This is a genomic window from Actinopolyspora mortivallis DSM 44261 (assembly GCF_000384035.1).
In the GTDB taxonomy this organism is placed as follows: domain Bacteria; phylum Actinomycetota; class Actinomycetes; order Mycobacteriales; family Pseudonocardiaceae; genus Actinopolyspora; species Actinopolyspora mortivallis.
In genome coordinates this window covers 482,481-498,374 of sequence record NZ_KB913024.1, presented here as the reverse complement: position 1 = coordinate 498,374, position 15,894 = coordinate 482,481, and the positions used below count along the sequence as shown (strand labels likewise).

General features: G+C 67.0%; 13 protein-coding genes. 1 reads left to right on the top strand and 12 read right to left on the bottom strand.

Features of this window, described 5'->3' with window-relative positions; all coding sequences use genetic code 11:
- Positions 1 to 20 precede the first annotated feature (20 nt).
- The gene (locus ACTMO_RS0102460) at positions 21 to 1,502 is read left to right on the top strand and encodes a S10 family peptidase (protein WP_019853071.1); all 1,482 of its coding nucleotides are present in this window, start codon (positions 21 to 23) and stop codon (positions 1,500 to 1,502) included.
- 61 nt (positions 1,503 to 1,563) lie between these two features.
- Here the strand turns inward: ACTMO_RS0102460 and ACTMO_RS0102455 are convergent, their stop codons facing one another.
- The 12 genes from ACTMO_RS0102455 to ACTMO_RS0102400 all read right to left on the bottom strand — a co-directional run bounded on the left by ACTMO_RS0102455 (position 1,564) and on the right by ACTMO_RS0102400 (position 15,863).
- Entirely contained in the window at positions 1,564 to 2,814 is a 1,251-nt protein-coding gene (locus ACTMO_RS0102455) for an MFS transporter (RefSeq protein WP_019853070.1), read from the bottom strand.
- Positions 2,807 to 4,063, bottom strand: a complete 1,257-nt coding sequence (locus ACTMO_RS20100; protein ID WP_019853069.1) for an ATP-grasp domain-containing protein — start codon at positions 4,061 to 4,063, stop codon at positions 2,807 to 2,809. Before ACTMO_RS20100 ends, ACTMO_RS0102455 begins: the two co-directional genes overlap by 8 nt.
- Positions 4,060 to 5,295 (bottom strand): ATP-grasp domain-containing protein, encoded by a 1,236-nt coding sequence (locus ACTMO_RS0102445; protein ID WP_019853068.1) that lies wholly within the window; start codon positions 5,293 to 5,295, stop codon positions 4,060 to 4,062. The genes ACTMO_RS20100 and ACTMO_RS0102445 overlap by 4 nt, the downstream gene beginning before the upstream one ends.
- Positions 5,292 to 6,425 carry a PLP-dependent cysteine synthase family protein gene (locus ACTMO_RS0102440; RefSeq protein ID WP_211212893.1) on the bottom strand — a complete coding sequence of 378 codons (1,134 nt, stop codon included), beginning with the start codon at positions 6,423 to 6,425 and terminating at the stop codon, positions 5,292 to 5,294. Before ACTMO_RS0102440 ends, ACTMO_RS0102445 begins: the two co-directional genes overlap by 4 nt.
- Positions 6,426 to 6,470: 45 nt before the next feature.
- A complete protein-coding gene (locus ACTMO_RS20095) occupies positions 6,471 to 7,283 on the bottom strand; it encodes a class I SAM-dependent methyltransferase (protein ID WP_019853066.1) in 813 nt (270 codons plus the stop codon).
- A gap of 9 nt (positions 7,284 to 7,292) precedes the next feature.
- Positions 7,293 to 8,543, bottom strand: a complete 1,251-nt coding sequence (locus ACTMO_RS0102430) for an ATP-grasp domain-containing protein (RefSeq protein WP_019853065.1) — start codon at positions 8,541 to 8,543, stop codon at positions 7,293 to 7,295.
- Positions 8,544 to 9,024: 481 nt separating this feature from the next.
- On the bottom strand, positions 9,025 to 10,056 hold the full coding sequence (locus tag ACTMO_RS0102425; RefSeq protein WP_019853064.1) for an ABC transporter ATP-binding protein: 1,032 nt from the start codon (positions 10,054 to 10,056) through the stop codon (positions 9,025 to 9,027).
- Positions 10,049 to 11,068, bottom strand: a complete 1,020-nt coding sequence (locus tag ACTMO_RS0102420; protein ID WP_019853063.1) for an ABC transporter ATP-binding protein — start codon at positions 11,066 to 11,068, stop codon at positions 10,049 to 10,051. Before ACTMO_RS0102420 ends, ACTMO_RS0102425 begins: the two co-directional genes overlap by 8 nt.
- A 14-nt stretch (positions 11,069 to 11,082) precedes the next feature.
- The gene (locus tag ACTMO_RS0102415; RefSeq protein ID WP_019853062.1) at positions 11,083 to 12,048 is read right to left on the bottom strand and encodes an ABC transporter permease; all 966 of its coding nucleotides are present in this window, start codon (positions 12,046 to 12,048) and stop codon (positions 11,083 to 11,085) included.
- Positions 12,041 to 12,967 carry an ABC transporter permease gene (locus ACTMO_RS0102410; RefSeq protein ID WP_019853061.1) on the bottom strand — a complete coding sequence of 309 codons (927 nt, stop codon included), beginning with the start codon at positions 12,965 to 12,967 and terminating at the stop codon, positions 12,041 to 12,043. Before ACTMO_RS0102410 ends, ACTMO_RS0102415 begins: the two co-directional genes overlap by 8 nt.
- An 80-nt stretch (positions 12,968 to 13,047) precedes the next feature.
- Positions 13,048 to 14,703 (bottom strand): peptide ABC transporter substrate-binding protein, encoded by a 1,656-nt coding sequence (locus tag ACTMO_RS0102405; RefSeq protein ID WP_019853060.1) that lies wholly within the window; start codon positions 14,701 to 14,703, stop codon positions 13,048 to 13,050.
- A 206-nt stretch (positions 14,704 to 14,909) separates the two neighbouring features.
- On the bottom strand, positions 14,910 to 15,863 hold the full coding sequence (locus ACTMO_RS0102400; protein ID WP_026448791.1) for a Ppx/GppA phosphatase family protein: 954 nt from the start codon (positions 15,861 to 15,863) through the stop codon (positions 14,910 to 14,912).
- Positions 15,864 to 15,894 lie beyond the last annotated feature (31 nt).

Here is a 15,894-nt window from a genome sequence, read left to right as displayed (position 1 = left end):
GCGGGGCTAGGCTACGGGCCATGGCAGCCAGCGAGCAGACCGACAACACCGACGAACAGGTTCCACGGACGGAGACGAACCCCACCGCCGAACCGGCCGACGACCTGGTCAGCACGCACCACACGATCACGGCGGACGGCAGACAGCTCTCCTACACCGCCACCGCGGGCAGGTACGTGCTGCGCGAGGAGTCCTTCACCGACGGCACCTTCGACGGTCACGTTGCCAAGGCCGAGATGTTCGTGACCTCCTACGTGGCCGACGCCCCCGAGTCCGGGGAACGCCCCGTGACCTTCGCCTTCAACGGCGGCCCCGGAGCGGCGAGCGCGTTCCTGCACCTGGGACTGCTCGGCCCCCGCCGCGTACTCGCGGGGGACGCGGGACAACCGGCCGCCCCGCCCTACGGGCTGGCCGACAACCCGGAGACCCTGCTCGCCCACAGCGACCTGGTGTTCATCGACCCGATCTCCACCGGGTTCTCCCGCGCGGTGCGGGGCGGCAAACCCGGCGACTACCACGGGTACAAACGCGACATCGAGTCAGTGGGGGAACTGATCCGGCTGTGGATCACCCGCAACGGCCGCTGGCTCTCGCCCAAGTACCTGGCCGGGGAGTCCTACGGCACCCTGCGGGCCGCCGCGCTGGCCGAGCACCTGCAGAGCAGGCACGGCATGTACCTCAACGGGCTGCTGCTGATCTCGGCGGTGTTGGACATGGGCACCATCAACTTCGCCGAGGGCAACGACCTGCCCTACGGGCTCTTCCTGCCCAGCTACGCCGCCATCGCGCACTACCACGGCAAACACGGCGACCGGCCGCTGCGCGAGGTACTGACCGAGGCCGAGGAGTTCGCCGCACGCGACTACCCCTGGGCCCTGGCACGGGGGGCGCGGCTGTCGGCCGAGGAACGCGAGCAGGCGGTGCGGCGCCTGGCGGAACTGACCGGGTTGAGCACCGACTACGTGGACCGGGTCAACCTGCGCATCGAACACGTCCGCTTCTTCACGGAACTGCTGCGTGACCGGAGGTTGACGGTGGGACGGATGGACGGCCGGTTCACCGGCTGGGAACCCGACTCCGGAGGGGAACACTTCACCGACGACCCCAGCATCTCCGGACTCATGGGAGCGTTCTCCGCCGGGATCAACCACTACGTGCGCCAGGAGCTGGACTACGTCAACGACCTGCCCTACGAGGTACTCTCGGCGCGGGTGCACCCGTGGTCCTATGCGGACTTCGAGGGCATGCCCGTGACCGCCACGGACAAACTGGCCAAGGCCATGCGCACCAACCCGCACCTGCGGGTGCACGTGGGCTGCGGCCACACCGACGGGGCGACCCCGTACTACGCCACCGAACACAGCCTGGCCCAACTGGCCGTTCCGGACGAGCTGCGGGACAACATCGAGGTGCGCTACTACCCGGCCGGGCACATGATGTACGTGCACGAGCCCTCACGCATCAAGCAGTCCGCCGACCTCGCCGAGTTCGTCTCGGGCTGAGCACCGCGCCCGTGGAAGGTCGCCGCCACGACCTTCCACGGACCGAGCGCCCCGGTGGACCTCAACAAGCGGGTTCGACGTCGCTCCCCCGCGCCTCGGACCGGCGCATCCTGCGGCCCAGCACGAGTGTGCCGACCAGCACGCCGCACCCGAACACCGCCATGAGCAGCGCGGGCAGCGCCCCGGTGGTACTCGCCATCGCGGCGCCTCCCAACACGCTTCCGAGCGCGATCCCCACCCCCGCCACCGAGGAGGCGAGACCGAAGTAGGAACTGACCATCGCGGGGGGAGCGATGGAGGAGACCAGTAGCTCCACCCCGGGCAACGCGAGCACCTCGCCGAGGGTGAACACCACCACGCAGCCGAGCAGGGCCGGAAGGTTTCCCACCAGCACGGCGAACGCCACCCCGCAGGCCATCATGCAGCCCCCGAGCCCGAGCAGCGTGACCGAACTGAAGCGTTTGATCACCCTGAACGCGGTGAACTGGGAAACGACGAACAGCGAACCGTTCACCAGGTACAGCAGGGAGACCGTACGTGCGTCGGCGTCCACCCCTCCCTCGGCTATCCGTCCCGCCTGGGTGGTGAAGCTGACCACCAACTGGGTCTGCACCGCCCAGAAGAACAGCAGGGTCACCAGGAGAGGACGCAACCCCCGATCGCTCAGAGCCCGGGAGAACAGCGTCCGCACGTTCGGTCCACCGGAAGAACCCTGGCCGTGCAACCTCGGCAGGTACCGCGCGGCGAAGACCAGCACCAGCACGTGCATACCCGCCGCACCCCAGAAGGCGCCGGTGGAGCCGAAGACCAGCAGCGCGGAGCCGATCAGGGGACCGAGGGCGGCGGCCACGTTGGCCACACTCTGCCGTGTCGAGTAGAGAAAGGACCTGGTGTCCTCCTCGGCGATAACGGAGATGGCGGTGGGCAGCACGGGAGTCGCGAGTCCTCCTCCGACACTGGCGACCACCGCTCCCGCCACCAGCCACGGCAGCTTCCCGGGACCGGCCATGGCGGCGAAGCCCAGCGCGCGCAATCCGACACCGACGAAGAACACGGTACGACGATCGAACACGTCGGCCAACACGCCGCCGAACAGTGCGGTCCCCCGCTGGGTGACCGCCATCGCGCCTATGATGCCGCCCGCCACGGCCACACTGGCCCCGAGGCTGGAGGCGACGTAGCTGGTCAGCAGCGGAACGGCCATGAGATACCCGAGGCCGAGCAGGAAGGAGGAACCCAGTACGACCCATCCCGCCCTGGGGACCGCGCGGGCGGTGCCGAGCCAACCCCCACCGGCCGTCCCCTCAGTCAACGAGCACCTCCACCGCTTCGGAGACCTCGCGTAACCGGGCACGAACCTGTTCGGGGGACCATCCCGTGACCACGACATACCCGATACGGCTGCCCACTCCCCCCTGCTCGGGGGCGGCCACCTCCGTACCGGGGTCGAGGGCGCGGACCACCCGGTCGACCCACGGCCGCGTGCTGTGTTCCTCCGCCAGTTCGAAACCACGGAGCTTTCCGGCCGCGGGGGCGTAGACGAACTCCACTCCCGCGTAACGCCGGTCCTGTCCGGCTGGGCCCGTCTCGGTCGCCGAGACCTGGTCGCCCAACGCGACCCGCGCGTTCAACCGCGAGATGCTCGTCCCGGTCGCCCGGTCGACCAGATACCCGATCATGTCTCCGGCGATACGAGCTCCCAGCTCGATCATGGCGGGCCCGGAGGGGGTCAGTCGCACCTCGGCGTGCACCACCGTGTCCCGCAGCCCCAGGGCCCGCACGGCGGAGTCCACCACTTCGACCATCGGACGGTGCCACTGCTCGACAGGCCCCACCACATGGGCTTTCTCCTCGAACAGCGGCAGGGGGCCGGTGACCTTCTCGGTGACGGCCAGGGGAACCAGTTCCGTCCCGGAAACCACCGCCTCCACGCTGTACTCGGGCCCCTCCAGGTACTCCTCGACCAGGACTCCGGCCCCCTCCTCGACCGCGTAACGCGTCAGCCGGGCCCCGGCCGCCCGCGCGTAGGAGTCGGCCACCTCCTCGGGACCCTTCGCGAGACTGACTCCGGCACTGGCGGCGAGACTCCTGGGTTTGACGACCACCGGATACCCGAGTTCCTCGGCGGCCCGGACGGCCTCCTGCCCGCTCGCCACCAGTTCGGAACGAGCCGAACGAACCCCGGCGGTGTTCCAGACGGAACGCATCCGGTGCTTGTCCCTGGCCCGGTGCACGGCCTCGGGAGTGGGTCCAGGCAGGTCGAAGTGGCGCGTCAGGGAGGCGGCCAGCTCCACCGACTGCTCCTCGAACGTCATGATCCCGTCGACACGTCCGCGGGCCCACTCCTCGTGCAACGCCTCCACCGCCCGGTCGAACGTGAGATCGCTGACCACGTGGTCCTCGACGTAGCGTCCGCGCCATCCGGTCGGCCGGTCGTCGAGCAGACGGAGATCCACCTCCGCCGAGAGGGCGTCGAAAATGTACTCCCGGTAGACGTTGCGGCCACTTCCCACCAGCACCAGCTTCGGTTTCCTCGTCACCGGTCCGCCGTTCCCGCTCATCGACTCTTCTCCGTTTCCCGTTCCACGAGCAGCAGCAGTTTCTCCAGCGCCCGCTGCGCCGTCCGCACGGCTCCGAGGCCCTCGGCGCTGTGGGCGATCAGGTGTCCCACCCTGTCGCCGGAGTCGACGGGAGGCCGCACCCGCGCTCCCTCCTCACGACTGATCACGACGTCGTGCACACCGGGCATGGCCCGCACGGACTCCAGTCCCCGAACCTCGCGGAACGTCCCCTCGTGCTCCGCCATGAGGTACCTGATCACGGCCTCTCCTCCGCCACCGACCTCCGGCGTCACCCGTTCCCCCAGGGCGGCCCGGAGCGTGGCCGTGTACATGTCGAAACCGGTGACGAGTCGGACCAGGAGGGGAATATGGTCACCACCCAGCCGGTGGTTCACCTCGATCAGGCGGGGCGTCGACGACCCGTCGAGTCGCAGCTCCACGTGGGCGGGTCCCCACCCCGTGCCGAGACGCTCGGTCAGCAGGGCCAGGTAGGGCTCCAGTTCCTTCCGTTCGACGGCTTCCGTCCACGGCAGCACAGTGTGTCCACTCTCGACGAATCCGGTGTCCCCGGACAGTTCCTTGTACGACACCGCCACGGGAACTCCGTGGAACAGTTCCACGGAGAGCTCGCCGCCTGTCACGACGCGCTCCACCAACACGGGCCCCTCCAGGGGAACGCCCCTCTCGTCCGGGGCGTTCTTCCACTCGGCCACGTACCGGGCCAGCTCCTCGGATGAGGCGACCGAACGCACTCCCAGGCTTCCCCCGCTGGCGGCGGGTTTCGCCAACAAGGGGTACTCGGATTCGGCGATCCGCTCCACCTCGTCCGGGGTGTCCAACAGCCAGAAGTCGACGGGATTGCCCACCAGCTGGTTGCTCAACGCCCTGGCCCGGTGCTTGTGCAGCGTGTCCTGGGCGGCGACCGGGTCCGGTCCCGGCAGCCCGAGAATCCGGGCGACGGTGGCGGCCACCGGCAGCACCATCTCGTAACCCGCGAGCACTCCCGAACAACCGGGCCCAGGCAGCCGCCCCACCGTCTCCAGCACGGCGGGTACGGAGCGGGTGTCGCACCGGACCAGCTCCGCCCCCATGGAGCCCTGTTCGTGGAAACGCTCCGGCTCCCCGGCGAGCACCGTCACGGCCAAACCGTGCTCCAGGGCCGTGCGGACCATCTCCCTGCCGTAGCTGCCGTTGGACTCGACGAACACGACGTGACAACCGTTGCTCTTCATTCCCCGTCCTCGAAAGCGGTGCTGCTCATGAGCGAAGTCGACTCCGGAACGTCCAGGGTGCGCTGGAACTCGTCCATGCTCGGCCCCTGCCTGCACGGATCGAGATGCCACTGAAGTTCACCGCACCGACGCAGGAACTCGTCCATCCGGAGTTCGGTGGCCAAACCGCACTTCTTGAGCCACTCGTCGCTGTAGACGGTGTTCAGGTAGCGGTCCCCGCCGTCACTGAACAGGACACACACCTTCCTGTCCGGGGGTAGTTCGGAAGCCAGTCGCAGCGCGGCCACCAGCGCCATACCGCTCGAAGCCCCGGTCAGCAGTCCCTCGTGCCGGGCCAACATCCGACAACCGATGAAGGCCAGCTCGTCGGGCACCCAGAGCACCCGGTCCACCAGGGAGGTTTCCACACTGGACGGGGTCCATCCCAATCCCACTCCCGGTGTCGCGTACGCGGCCGGATCGGGCTGGAATATCCCGGAACCCACCGCGTCCGCGGCGATGATCTCTATCTCCCTGTTCTCCCCACGCAGTCTCCGGGAGATACCTCCCAGCTGGCCGCCGGTGCTCACCGTGGTCACCACGGCCGAGAGGCTGTCGTCGAACTGTGCGAGGATCTCCGAGGCGGTCCCCCGGTAGTGGGCCGCCGCGTTCAGCAGGTTGAAACACTGATCCGGCCTGAAGGATCCGGGGATCTCCCGGGCCAGCTCATTGGCGAGCTTGATTCTCGTCTTGTGGTAGCTGCCCGTGTCGTCCTGCTCGTGAACAACGATCACCTCCGCCCCGAAGGCTTCGAGGGCCGCTCGGTTCGCGTCCGTGGTCTTCGGGTCCACGAGAATGATCGCCCTGTACCCCTTGACCGCCGCTATCATCGCCAGCGATATCCCGAAGTTACCGCTGGAGGACTCTATGATCGTCCCTCCGGGGGAGAGCAGACCCATCTGCTCGGCCGTTTCGACGAGGTGCAGGGCGGGCCTGTCCTTGATGCTTCCCGCCGGATTGAACCTCTCCCATTTCGCCACCAGCTCCGGTCCGCCGCTCACCACCACGTCGCTCAACGAAATCAGCGGCGAGTTGCCGACCAGGTCCAAGACACCGGACAAAATAACACCCCACAGAAGAATGATGTTCAATCATTCCTTCTTCGCGAAAATTCAAAAAACCACGAGGAAGACGGATCAGGGCCGGTCGCGACGCGCCACCACGTGCATTCTCGGACCGGACACCGCGTCCCGGCTCCACTTCCGCCTGCCCCACTCCCGCGGCCAGTCCCCGTGCGTGGGTTCGGGGGCGCTGAACATGGAGAGCACGGACAGACCGGCCTCCTCCAACAGTTCCCGGAGGTCTCCCGGCAGCAACAGCCGCTGGCTCAGCTGCTCGACGACCCGCTCACCGTTCTCGAACTCCCAGACGTAGTCCCGGTAGAGCAGCCCTTCGGGCAGATCCAGGCGGTACACCAGTCGTGATCCCAGTCGACTGCCGTCGCCGAGCACGTGCACGTCCTCGTGCTCGGTCTCCAGGGCCCTCCTCCCCTCGGGGGAGAACCAGAATCCCCCGTTCCGGAGTTCCGCCACCAGGACTCCGCCGGGAACAAGGCTCGAACTCATCCCTTCGAGGGTTCTCCTCAGGTCGGCCAGGCTCCGGTTGTGCAGGAGAACGCTGCCCAGCGAGAGCACGAGGTCCCGGTCGCCGCCGCCGCGCAGCGCTCGTTGGTCCCCCTCGAGGAAGCGGATCTCGGGGAACCTCTCCCGCGCCCACGCCAACATCGCCTCCGAGGCGTCCACCCCGGTGACGCGGTATCCGCGCGCGGCGATCTCGGCGGCCTCCCTGCCCAGCCCGCACCCTACGTCCAGAACCGTTTCACACCGTCCCGGGAAGAAGTGCTCGGCGGCGTCCAGGGCGAAGTCCACGACCTTCGAGTGGTCAGCGGGCAGGAAGTCCGAGTAAAGGTCGGGGTTGGTGTGCATGAGATCGGTGGGAGCGACGTCCATGATCCGGGATCATTCTCCCTCGTAGACGAGATCGAGCTGTTTCAGCGCCTCCTGCGCGTAACGTGAGGCGTCGGACCCCTCCGGATCACGCGCGATCACCACACACATCCGCGCGGCGTTGTCCACGGCCCGTTCGACGTGCTCGGGCAGTTCGGCGTGCACTTCCACCCTCTCGACGTTGGTGTGGGCGGAGGCCGACTCGACACCCGCTATCTCCCGTACCGTCCCGGCCCTGTCGGGGATCAGGAAAGCCGAGGCGGCACTGCCGGTCCCCCCGTGGCGCACCGGTGGCTCGTAGTGTCTGCCCAGGGCCATCATGACCTCGGCCAACAGCAGGTCACAGCCCGTCACCGCGCGCACCAGGTCCACGATGTTCCCGCCGCCGGGCCTGCTGTTGATCTCCACGAGCCGTGGTCCCCGCTCCGTCATCGTCACCTCGGTGTGGGTGACGCCGTGGTCGTGTCCCACCGCCCGCAGGCAGTCCCGGGTGAACTCCTCGATCCTGCGCGTTTCGTCCTCCGGCAGCGGGGCCGGGAACTGGTGGCCCACCTCGATGAAACGTCCCCGGTCGTCGAGCACCTTCTGGGTGACACCGTGCACGGTGACCTTTCCGTCCACGGCGCTGGTCTCGACGCTGAACTCCCGACCGGTGAGCCACTCCTCCACCAGCACGGACGAGTCCCTGGGCTGTTCACGGAAATTCCTGGTGAATCCCGAAACGGCGAAGAACGCCGAGCGCAGTTCCTCCTCGTCACCGACTCTGTTGATCAACACGCTCGCCGCCATGTCGGCGGGCTTGCACACCACCGGATAGCCCACGCTCGCCGCGAAGGAGGCGGCCCGGTCGACGGAGTCGGTCAGCACGTATCGCGGATTCGGAATCCCCGCCTCGTCCAGCAGGGCGCGGGTGCGGGCCTTGTCGTGCACGGTGGAGGCAGCCCCGGGGTAGGCGCACGGCAACCGCAGTCGGTCGCACAGCTCGACCACGTGCGGGATGTAATAGTCACACACGGTGAAGATTCCGGTGCTTCCCGATCCGACGAGGTCGCGCACGTACGGCAGAGCCGTTTCCACCTCGTTCGTCTCGACCTCGATCACCCTGTCCGCACGGGAGACGATCGGGTGCATCCCGTGGGCGCGTCGGTAGTGCTCCTTCTTCCGGGTGACGAACGTCCACGAACACCCCAGCTCATCCAGGAGGGACGGAAGGTCACGTCCGTGCCCGTCCAGCCAACTCTCGTACACCACCAGGTGCGACATCCAAAAGTCCCCTCCCGAGACCGCGCGACCGAAACGGCGAAACGCCAGTACCACAGAGAACACAAAAACGGAAACGGACAAAAAAGCTAGAGAAACACCTCGAAAACAAATCTCCTCAACCGGGAACACTCTCGAAACCCGGGACTATTATTCACGCGACGAAAAGCCGCGTCAACACCCCGAAAAAGCATCGTATGTGGTGCAGAACACAGAAAACGAGATTGACAGAACGAGAAATCGAAACCACTTTCGAAAATTCCGTGAATACGACGGAAAAAGGAGTAGAAAAATACTCCGAAAAGGGCATTATCCGAGCGTCTCTTCAGAGCTCGGGGACACACGCGATCCTCCGCGCCACCCTGCTCCGAACACGAAAGGGGTCGTGCCCCGGAAGGCCGTTCCGGGACACGACCCCTGAGGCCGTCCTCCGCGCCCACCTGTCGCGGGCCGGGCCCTCCCCTCCGCCGGGGAGCTTCGAGGATCAGGAAATGACGTGCCCGTGCCGCTCGGCGAAGTGGCAGGCGCTCGGATGCCCCTCGGAGGAGGGGTCGATCTCCCCGCCGTCCAGGCGCACCGCCAGTTCCGGCGGCTGTTCGGCACAGATGTCCTGAGCCTTCCAGCACCGGGTGCGGAAACGGCACCCCGAGGGGGGATCCGCCGGACTGGGCACGTCCCCGGACAGGCGGATGGTCTCCCTGCGGTCGCGCACCGACGGATCGGGCACCGGCACCGAGGACAGCAGCGCCTGGGTGTAGGGGTGCTGCGGGTGCTCGTAGATCTCGTCCTCGGTACCCGTCTCCACGATCTTGCCGAGATACATCACGGCCACCCGGTCGGACAGGTGCCGGACCACACCGAGGTCGTGGGCGATGAAGACGTAGGACAGCCCGAACTCGGACTGCAACTCGCCGAGCAGGTTCATCACCTGCGCCTGGATCGAGACGTCCAGCGCCGAGACCGGCTCGTCGCAGACGATGACCTTGGGTTTGAGCGCCAGTGCCCTGGCGATGCCGATGCGCTGGCGCTGGCCGCCGGAGAACTGGTGCGGATAGCGCCGCACGTGCTCCGGGTTGAGTCCGACGATGTCCAGCAGCTCCTGGACCCGACGCTGTCGGTCCCCCTTGGGGGCGACCTCGGGATGGATCTCGAACGGCTCACCGACGATGTCGCCGACCGTCTTACGCGGGTTCAGCGAGGTGTAGGGGTCCTGCAGCACGATCTGCATGTCCCTGCGCAGCCTGCGCAGTTCGGCGGCGCTCTTCCTCCCGAACATGTCGGTGCCCTCGAACAGCGCGCTGCCACTGGTGGGCTGCACCAGCCGCATCAGCACTTGGGCCAGTGTGGACTTGCCGCAGCCGGACTCGCCGACCACGCCGAGCGTCTCGCCCCGGTGGAGGTCGAAGGAGACCCCGTCCACGGCGCGCACGTGACCGATGGTCTTCTTGAACACCACTCCCTTCTGCACCGGGAAGTGTTTGACCAGGTCACGAACTTGCAGAATCGGCTCAGTCACTGCTGATCAACTCCTCGGCGAAGTGGCAGGCGCTGCGGCGTCCCGCCCCGAGCTCGTGCAGCTCGGGGAGCTTCTCCCGGCACTCCTGCTGGGCGCGGTGACAACGCGGGTGGAACGGGCAGCCCGCCGGAATGGCCGCGAGGTTGGGCGGCAGTCCCTTGATGCTCGCCAACTGCTCGCCCTTCTGGTCCAGCCGGGGGATGGACGCCATCAGCCCCTCGGTGTAGGGGTGGGCGGGGCGGGCGTACAGCGACTCGGCGTCGGACTCCTCCACCACCCGTCCGGCGTACATCACCGCGATCCGGTCGGCGACCTCGGCGACCACACCGAGATCGTGGGTGATCAGGATCAGTCCCATGCCGCGCTCGCGGCGCAGCTCGTCCAGCAGGTCCATGATCTGGGCCTGCACCGTCACGTCCAGGGCCGTGGTCGGCTCGTCGGCGATGAGCAGGTCGGGATCCAGCGCCAACGACATCGCGATCATCGCGCGCTGGCGCATCCCACCGGAGAACTGGTGCGGGAACTCCTTGACCCGCTGCTTGGCGTTGGGGATCTTGACCAGGTCCAGCATCTCGGCGGCCTTGGTCATCGCGTCCCTGCGCGACATGCCCCGGCGGAAGCGGAACTGTTCGGCGATCTGGAACCCCACGGAGTAAACCGGGTTGAGCGCCGAGAGCGCGTCCTGGAAGATCATCGCCATGTTCTCCCCCCGGAGACCACGGCGCCGTTCCTCCGTCGCGGTGAGCAGCTCCTCACCGCGGTACCGGATCGAGCCCTTGGTCACGAAGCCGGGGGGAGTGTCCAGAATGCCCATCACGGCCTGGGCCGTCACGCTCTTGCCGGAGCCGGACTCGCCGAGCACGGCGAGGGTCTCCCCGGCGTCGACGTGGTAGCTCACCCCGTTGAGCACACTGGCCGTGGACTCACGGGTGCGGAACTCGACGTGCAGGTCCTCCACCTCGAGCAGGCGCGCACCCGGCGAGCCGCCCGTGTTGTCGTCGGTAGCCGACACAGCGGCCCTCCTCACTATTTCTGTTTCGGGTCCAGCGCGTCCCGCACCGCGTCACCGAGCATCACGAAGGCGAGCACGGTGATGACCAGGAACCCTGCCGGGAACAACAGCATGTGCGGGGTACTGATGATGTACTGCTGCGAATCCGAGATCATCATTCCCCAGGAAACGACCGGGGAGGTCAGTCCGAGCCCGAGATACGACAGGGTGGCCTCGAGCCCGATGAACTGACCGAGCGCGATGGTCGCGTAGACCATCACCGGGGCCAGGCAGTTGGGCAGCACGTGCTTGAAGATGATCCTGCTGTGGCTGGCGCCCAGTGCCTTGGCCGCGTTCACGTAGTCCTGTTGCTTGGCCGCGATGGCCGCCGAACGCATGATGCGCATGGAGATCGGCCAGGCCAGCACGCCGATGGTCAGGATCACCTGCGTCATCACTCGAACCGTTCCCGGAGAGCCCTCGATCCCGGCGTTGAACACCGACAGGATCACGATGGCACCCAGCACGAACGGCAGACCGAGGAAGATCTCGGCGAACCGGGCCAGGAAGCTGTCGGTCTTGCCGCCGAAGTAGCCGGCCAGCAGCCCGACGAACGAGCCGATGAGCACAGCCACCAGGGTGGACAGCACACCGACCACGATGGACGCGCGGGCGCCGTGGATCACCCTGGTGTAGATGTCCCTGCCCAGGACGTCGTAGCCGAACCAGGCCTGTGCCGAAGGGCCTTCGCGCGCCAACGACAGGTCCTGTGCCTGGGGGTCTCCCGGTGCGAACAGTCCGGGGAAGGCCGCGATCGCCAACAGCAGCAGGATGATCACACCGGATATCACGAACAGCGGCCTGCGGCGGAGATCGCGCCAGGCGTCCCCCCACAGCCCCACCTGTTTGGTGGACTGTCTGTTCTCCCGCTCGTCCGCCGCGGGGGCCTCCGGGGACGTGGTCCGTTCCCCAACGCTGCGGGTCTCGGTAGATTCAGTCATATCGGATCCTCGGGTCCAGAGCCGCGTAGAGAATGTCCACCAGCAGGTTCATCAGCAGGTAGACGAGCACCAGCAGGGTGACCACGCCGGTGACGGTGACCCCTTCCTGCTTGTTGATCGCCTGGTAGACCAGCCCACCGATACCGTGGATGTTGAACACGCCCTCGGTCACGATGGCCCCGCCCATCAGCGCGCCGAAGTCGGTGCCGATGAAGGTGATCACCGGGATAAGCGAGTTCCGCAGCATGTGCACCGAGACGACCCGGCGGGGGGTCAGCCCCTTGGCCGTGGCGGTGCGGATGTAGTCGGCCCGTTTGTTCTCGAACATCGCCGTGCGGGTGAGCCTGGCGATGTAGGCCATGGACAGGCTGCCCAGCACGAAGCCGGGGATGAGCAACTCACCGATCGTCGGATCCGATCCGACGGACGGGTTGATCCAGTCCAGCTGGACACCGAGCACGACCTGGATCACGAAACCGCTGACGAACACCGGGACCGCGATGAGGAACAGGGTGGCCGCCAGCACGAGGTTGTCCACGAAACCCTTGCCGCGCAGCGCGGTCAGGATCCCCGCCGCGATGCCGATGACCGCCTCGAAGACCAGGGCGATGGTGGCGAGCTTGATGGTGACGGGGTAGGCGTTCTGGATCAGGGTGCTGACCTCGATCCCGTTGAAGGTCTCCCCGAAGTTCCCCTGGAAAAGCTGTCCCAGGTAGAGCACGTACTGCACGGGCAGCGGCTTGTCCAGGTTGTACTGCTCGGTCATCTGCTCGACGAACGAGGGTGGGCAGCCGCGGGGGCCGCACAGCCCGGCGAACGGGTTACCGGGGATCGCCCAGACCAACGAGTAGATGATGAACGTTGTTCCGATGAAAACCGGAATCAACTGCAGCAGCCGCCGCAGTATGTATCGGCCCACCGAGCCTCCTCCTACAAGGACATGCCCGGCCCGTCGCGCTCGTGACGCAGGACGGGCCGGGCGGTGTTCCGCGAATCAGTTCACTGCGTCTGTTCGGCGACCTTGAGCGCGGTCAGCGCCGGAGTGTTACGCGGTGTCATCACGGCCTCCGAGAGCCGTTCCGACTTACCACCCTTCACCATGTTGGTGAACAGCGGAATGACCGGCATGTCCTGGCCGAGCTGCTTCTCGGCCTGCAGGTAGAGCTCGTTGGCCTTGTCCTCGGTGGCGGCCTGGTCGGCTTCGGCCAGCTTGCTGTCGAACTTCTCGCTCGAGTAGCCGGTGTAGTTGGCCGAAGCGTCGGTACCGTACAGCGGCTTCAGGAAGGTTTCCACGTTCGGGTAATCGGCGACCCAGCCGTAGCGGTACGGCCCAGGCATCTCCTGGTTGTCCATCTTGTCCTGGTAGGTACCGAAGGTGGGCACCGGGTTCATGTCGACCTCGATGTCGAGGACGTTCCTGATGTTGCCCGCCACGGCCTCCATCCACTGCTTGTGGGCACCGTCGGCGTTGTAGCTCAGGGTCATCGTCCCGTCGAAGCCACCGGCCTCCTCCAGCAGCTCCTTGGCCCTGGCGGGGTCGTGGGTGCACCACTCACCGCAGGCTCCGGGCTCGTAGCCGGGGGTGGAGGATGCGGCCCAACCCTCGGCCGCCGTGGCCGCGCCGTTGAAGATCTCCTTGACGATGCTCTCCCGGTCGATGGCCATCGACAGGGCCTTGCGCAGTTTCGGGTCCTGGAACTTCTCGTCGTAGAGCGGAAGCGCCAGTGTGGTGATACCCAGCCGTTCCCGGGAGATGGCCTGGTCGCCCAGCTCCTCCTTCCAACGCCCGCCGGCGAGGGCGGAGGTGGGGATCTCGTCGATCATGTCGAGGTTGCCCGACTGGAGGTCCTGGTAGGCGGTCTGGGACTTCTCGTAGACCACGAGTTTGATCGCGTCGACGTTGCCCGCGTCCGCACCCTGGTAGTCCTCGTAGCGGGTCAGCGTCAGGCTCTCGTTGGGGGTACGGCTCTCGAACTCGTACGGCCCGTTGCCGATCGGGTGCTCGGCGAAGCCCTCCTTGTCCTCGAAGAAGGTCTCCGGCAGGGGGGAGAAGGCCTCGTAGCCGATCGTCTCCGGGAAGATCGCGAACGGCTCTTTCAGAGTGATCGTGAAGGTGTGGTCGTCCACGACCTCCAGGCCGGACATCTTCTCGGCCGTGGGTTCCGGGGGCTTCTGCGGCCCGTCGCCGTCCGGATCGGCGGGGTGGACCTCGTCGTAGCCCTCGATGCGGTCGAAGAAGCTCGCCTGCTGCTGGCCGTTGGGGGCGTAGGCGGTGTAGTTCCAGGCCCGGACGAAGTTGTCGGCGGTGACCTCCTCGCCGTTGTGGAACTTCCAGCCTTCCTTGAGCTTGACCGTGTAGGTCTTCTTGTCGTCCGAACGCTCGATGGACTTGGCCATGGCGTTGCGGGGTTCGTACGTCTCGGGGTCGTACTCCACCAGGCCGGTGAACATCGCGTTGAGGACGGTGCCACCGTTCGTGTCGTTGCTGTTGGTGGGGACCAGCTCGGTCTGCGGTTCACCCCACTTGACGGTGATCGGGTCCTCGAGGGTTCCGGTTGCCTCGGTGACACCGCCGCCACCGCCTCCGCAGCCGGCGGCCAGCAGGGCCGCCGACAGCGAGGCCGCGACCGGCGCGACCATGCGTCGCTTGCGCATTCGATTCCTCCCGCTGTTTACGCGAGCTCTCGTCGATCTCCGAGAGAGTCGCCACGCCGACGACCTCGGGTCGTCGGATGTGTGCAGCGTAAACATAAGGGAGACACAGTTCACCACAATGCATTGTCACAAAGCCGTCACATTCTTTCTCGATTCAGCCCCAATATCACCCATTTGGCGGAATAGTTTGTCCCAAATTTCGGGAATTAGCTGATCGAAAGGGCTATACCGTCCAGTATGTCATGTTCACTCACAGTAATCTCATTGATCCCCGAGCGCTCGGCGAGCTCGGCCGCCAACACGCTCACGACCAACGCGCCGCCGCCGATCACGTCCACCCGCCCGGGATGCATCGGCCCGAGAGCCGCGCGTCGCTCGTGATCCATGCCCAACAGCTCCTCGGTGAGCCGGTCCAGCTCCCGCCGGGACAACCGCGAGAGGTGAATGGCCGCCGGGTCGTACTCCGGCAACCCCTGGGCCAGGGCCGAGAGCGTGGTCACCGTCCCGGCCACCCCGACCCACCGGCGCGCACCGGAGACGTCCACCGCCGCGAAGGCCTCGTCCAGGATCTCCCTGCTCAGGGCACGCGCGGCCTCCACCTCGGCGGGCACGGCCGGATCACTGGGCAGGCACCGCTCGGTCAGGCGCACACAGCCGATGTCGGCGGAGTACGAACCGAGGATCTCGGCCCGCCCGCCGTCCCAGGTGCCCAAGACCAGCTCCGTGGAACCACCGCCCACGTCGGCCACCAGGAACGGCCCCTCGGCGGGATCCAGATCCCCCACCGCCCCGACGAAGGAGAGCCGCGCCTCCTCCTCGCCGGTGATGACCTCGGCGTCCACGCCGACCGTCTCCCGCACCATCCCGAAGAAGTCCTCACGGTTGACCGCGTCCCGCGTCGCCGAGGTGGCCACCATGCGGGTGCTCTGCGCCCCGGACTCCCGGATGACCTCGTCGTACTCGTGCAACGCCTCCCTGGTGCGTTCCAGGGCCTGCTCGGACAACCGGCCGGTGGCGTCCACCCCCTGGCCCAGGCGCACGATCCGCATCCTGCGGTCCACGTCCCGCAGCTCGCGGGTGCCGTTCTCGTGCACGGTCACGTCGGCCACCAGCAGGCGGATCGAGTTCGTCCCGCAGTCGATCGCGGCCACCCGTGTCATGTCGGCGTCCTCCTCACGGTGTTCCGGCGCG

Bases quoted from the DNA above. Each gene is read 5' to 3' on its own strand.
- ACTMO_RS0102460 (WP_019853071.1), top strand. From the start codon at position 21: ATGGCAGCCAGCGAGCAGACCGACAACACCGACGAACAGGTTCCACGG.
- ACTMO_RS20100 (WP_019853069.1), bottom strand. From the start codon at position 4,063: ATGAGCGGGAACGGCGGACCGGTGACGAGGAAACCGAAGCTGGTGCTG.
- ACTMO_RS0102445 (WP_019853068.1), bottom strand. From the start codon at position 5,295: ATGAAGAGCAACGGTTGTCACGTCGTGTTCGTCGAGTCCAACGGCAGC.
- ACTMO_RS20095 (WP_019853066.1), bottom strand. From the start codon at position 7,283: ATGGACGTCGCTCCCACCGATCTCATGCACACCAACCCCGACCTTTAC.
- ACTMO_RS0102430 (WP_019853065.1), bottom strand. From the start codon at position 8,543: ATGTCGCACCTGGTGGTGTACGAGAGTTGGCTGGACGGGCACGGACGT.
- ACTMO_RS0102415 (WP_019853062.1), bottom strand. From the start codon at position 12,048: ATGACTGAATCTACCGAGACCCGCAGCGTTGGGGAACGGACCACGTCC.
- ACTMO_RS0102405 (WP_019853060.1), bottom strand. From the start codon at position 14,703: ATGCGCAAGCGACGCATGGTCGCGCCGGTCGCGGCCTCGCTGTCGGCG.
- ACTMO_RS0102400 (WP_026448791.1), bottom strand. From the start codon at position 15,863: ATGACACGGGTGGCCGCGATCGACTGCGGGACGAACTCGATCCGCCTG.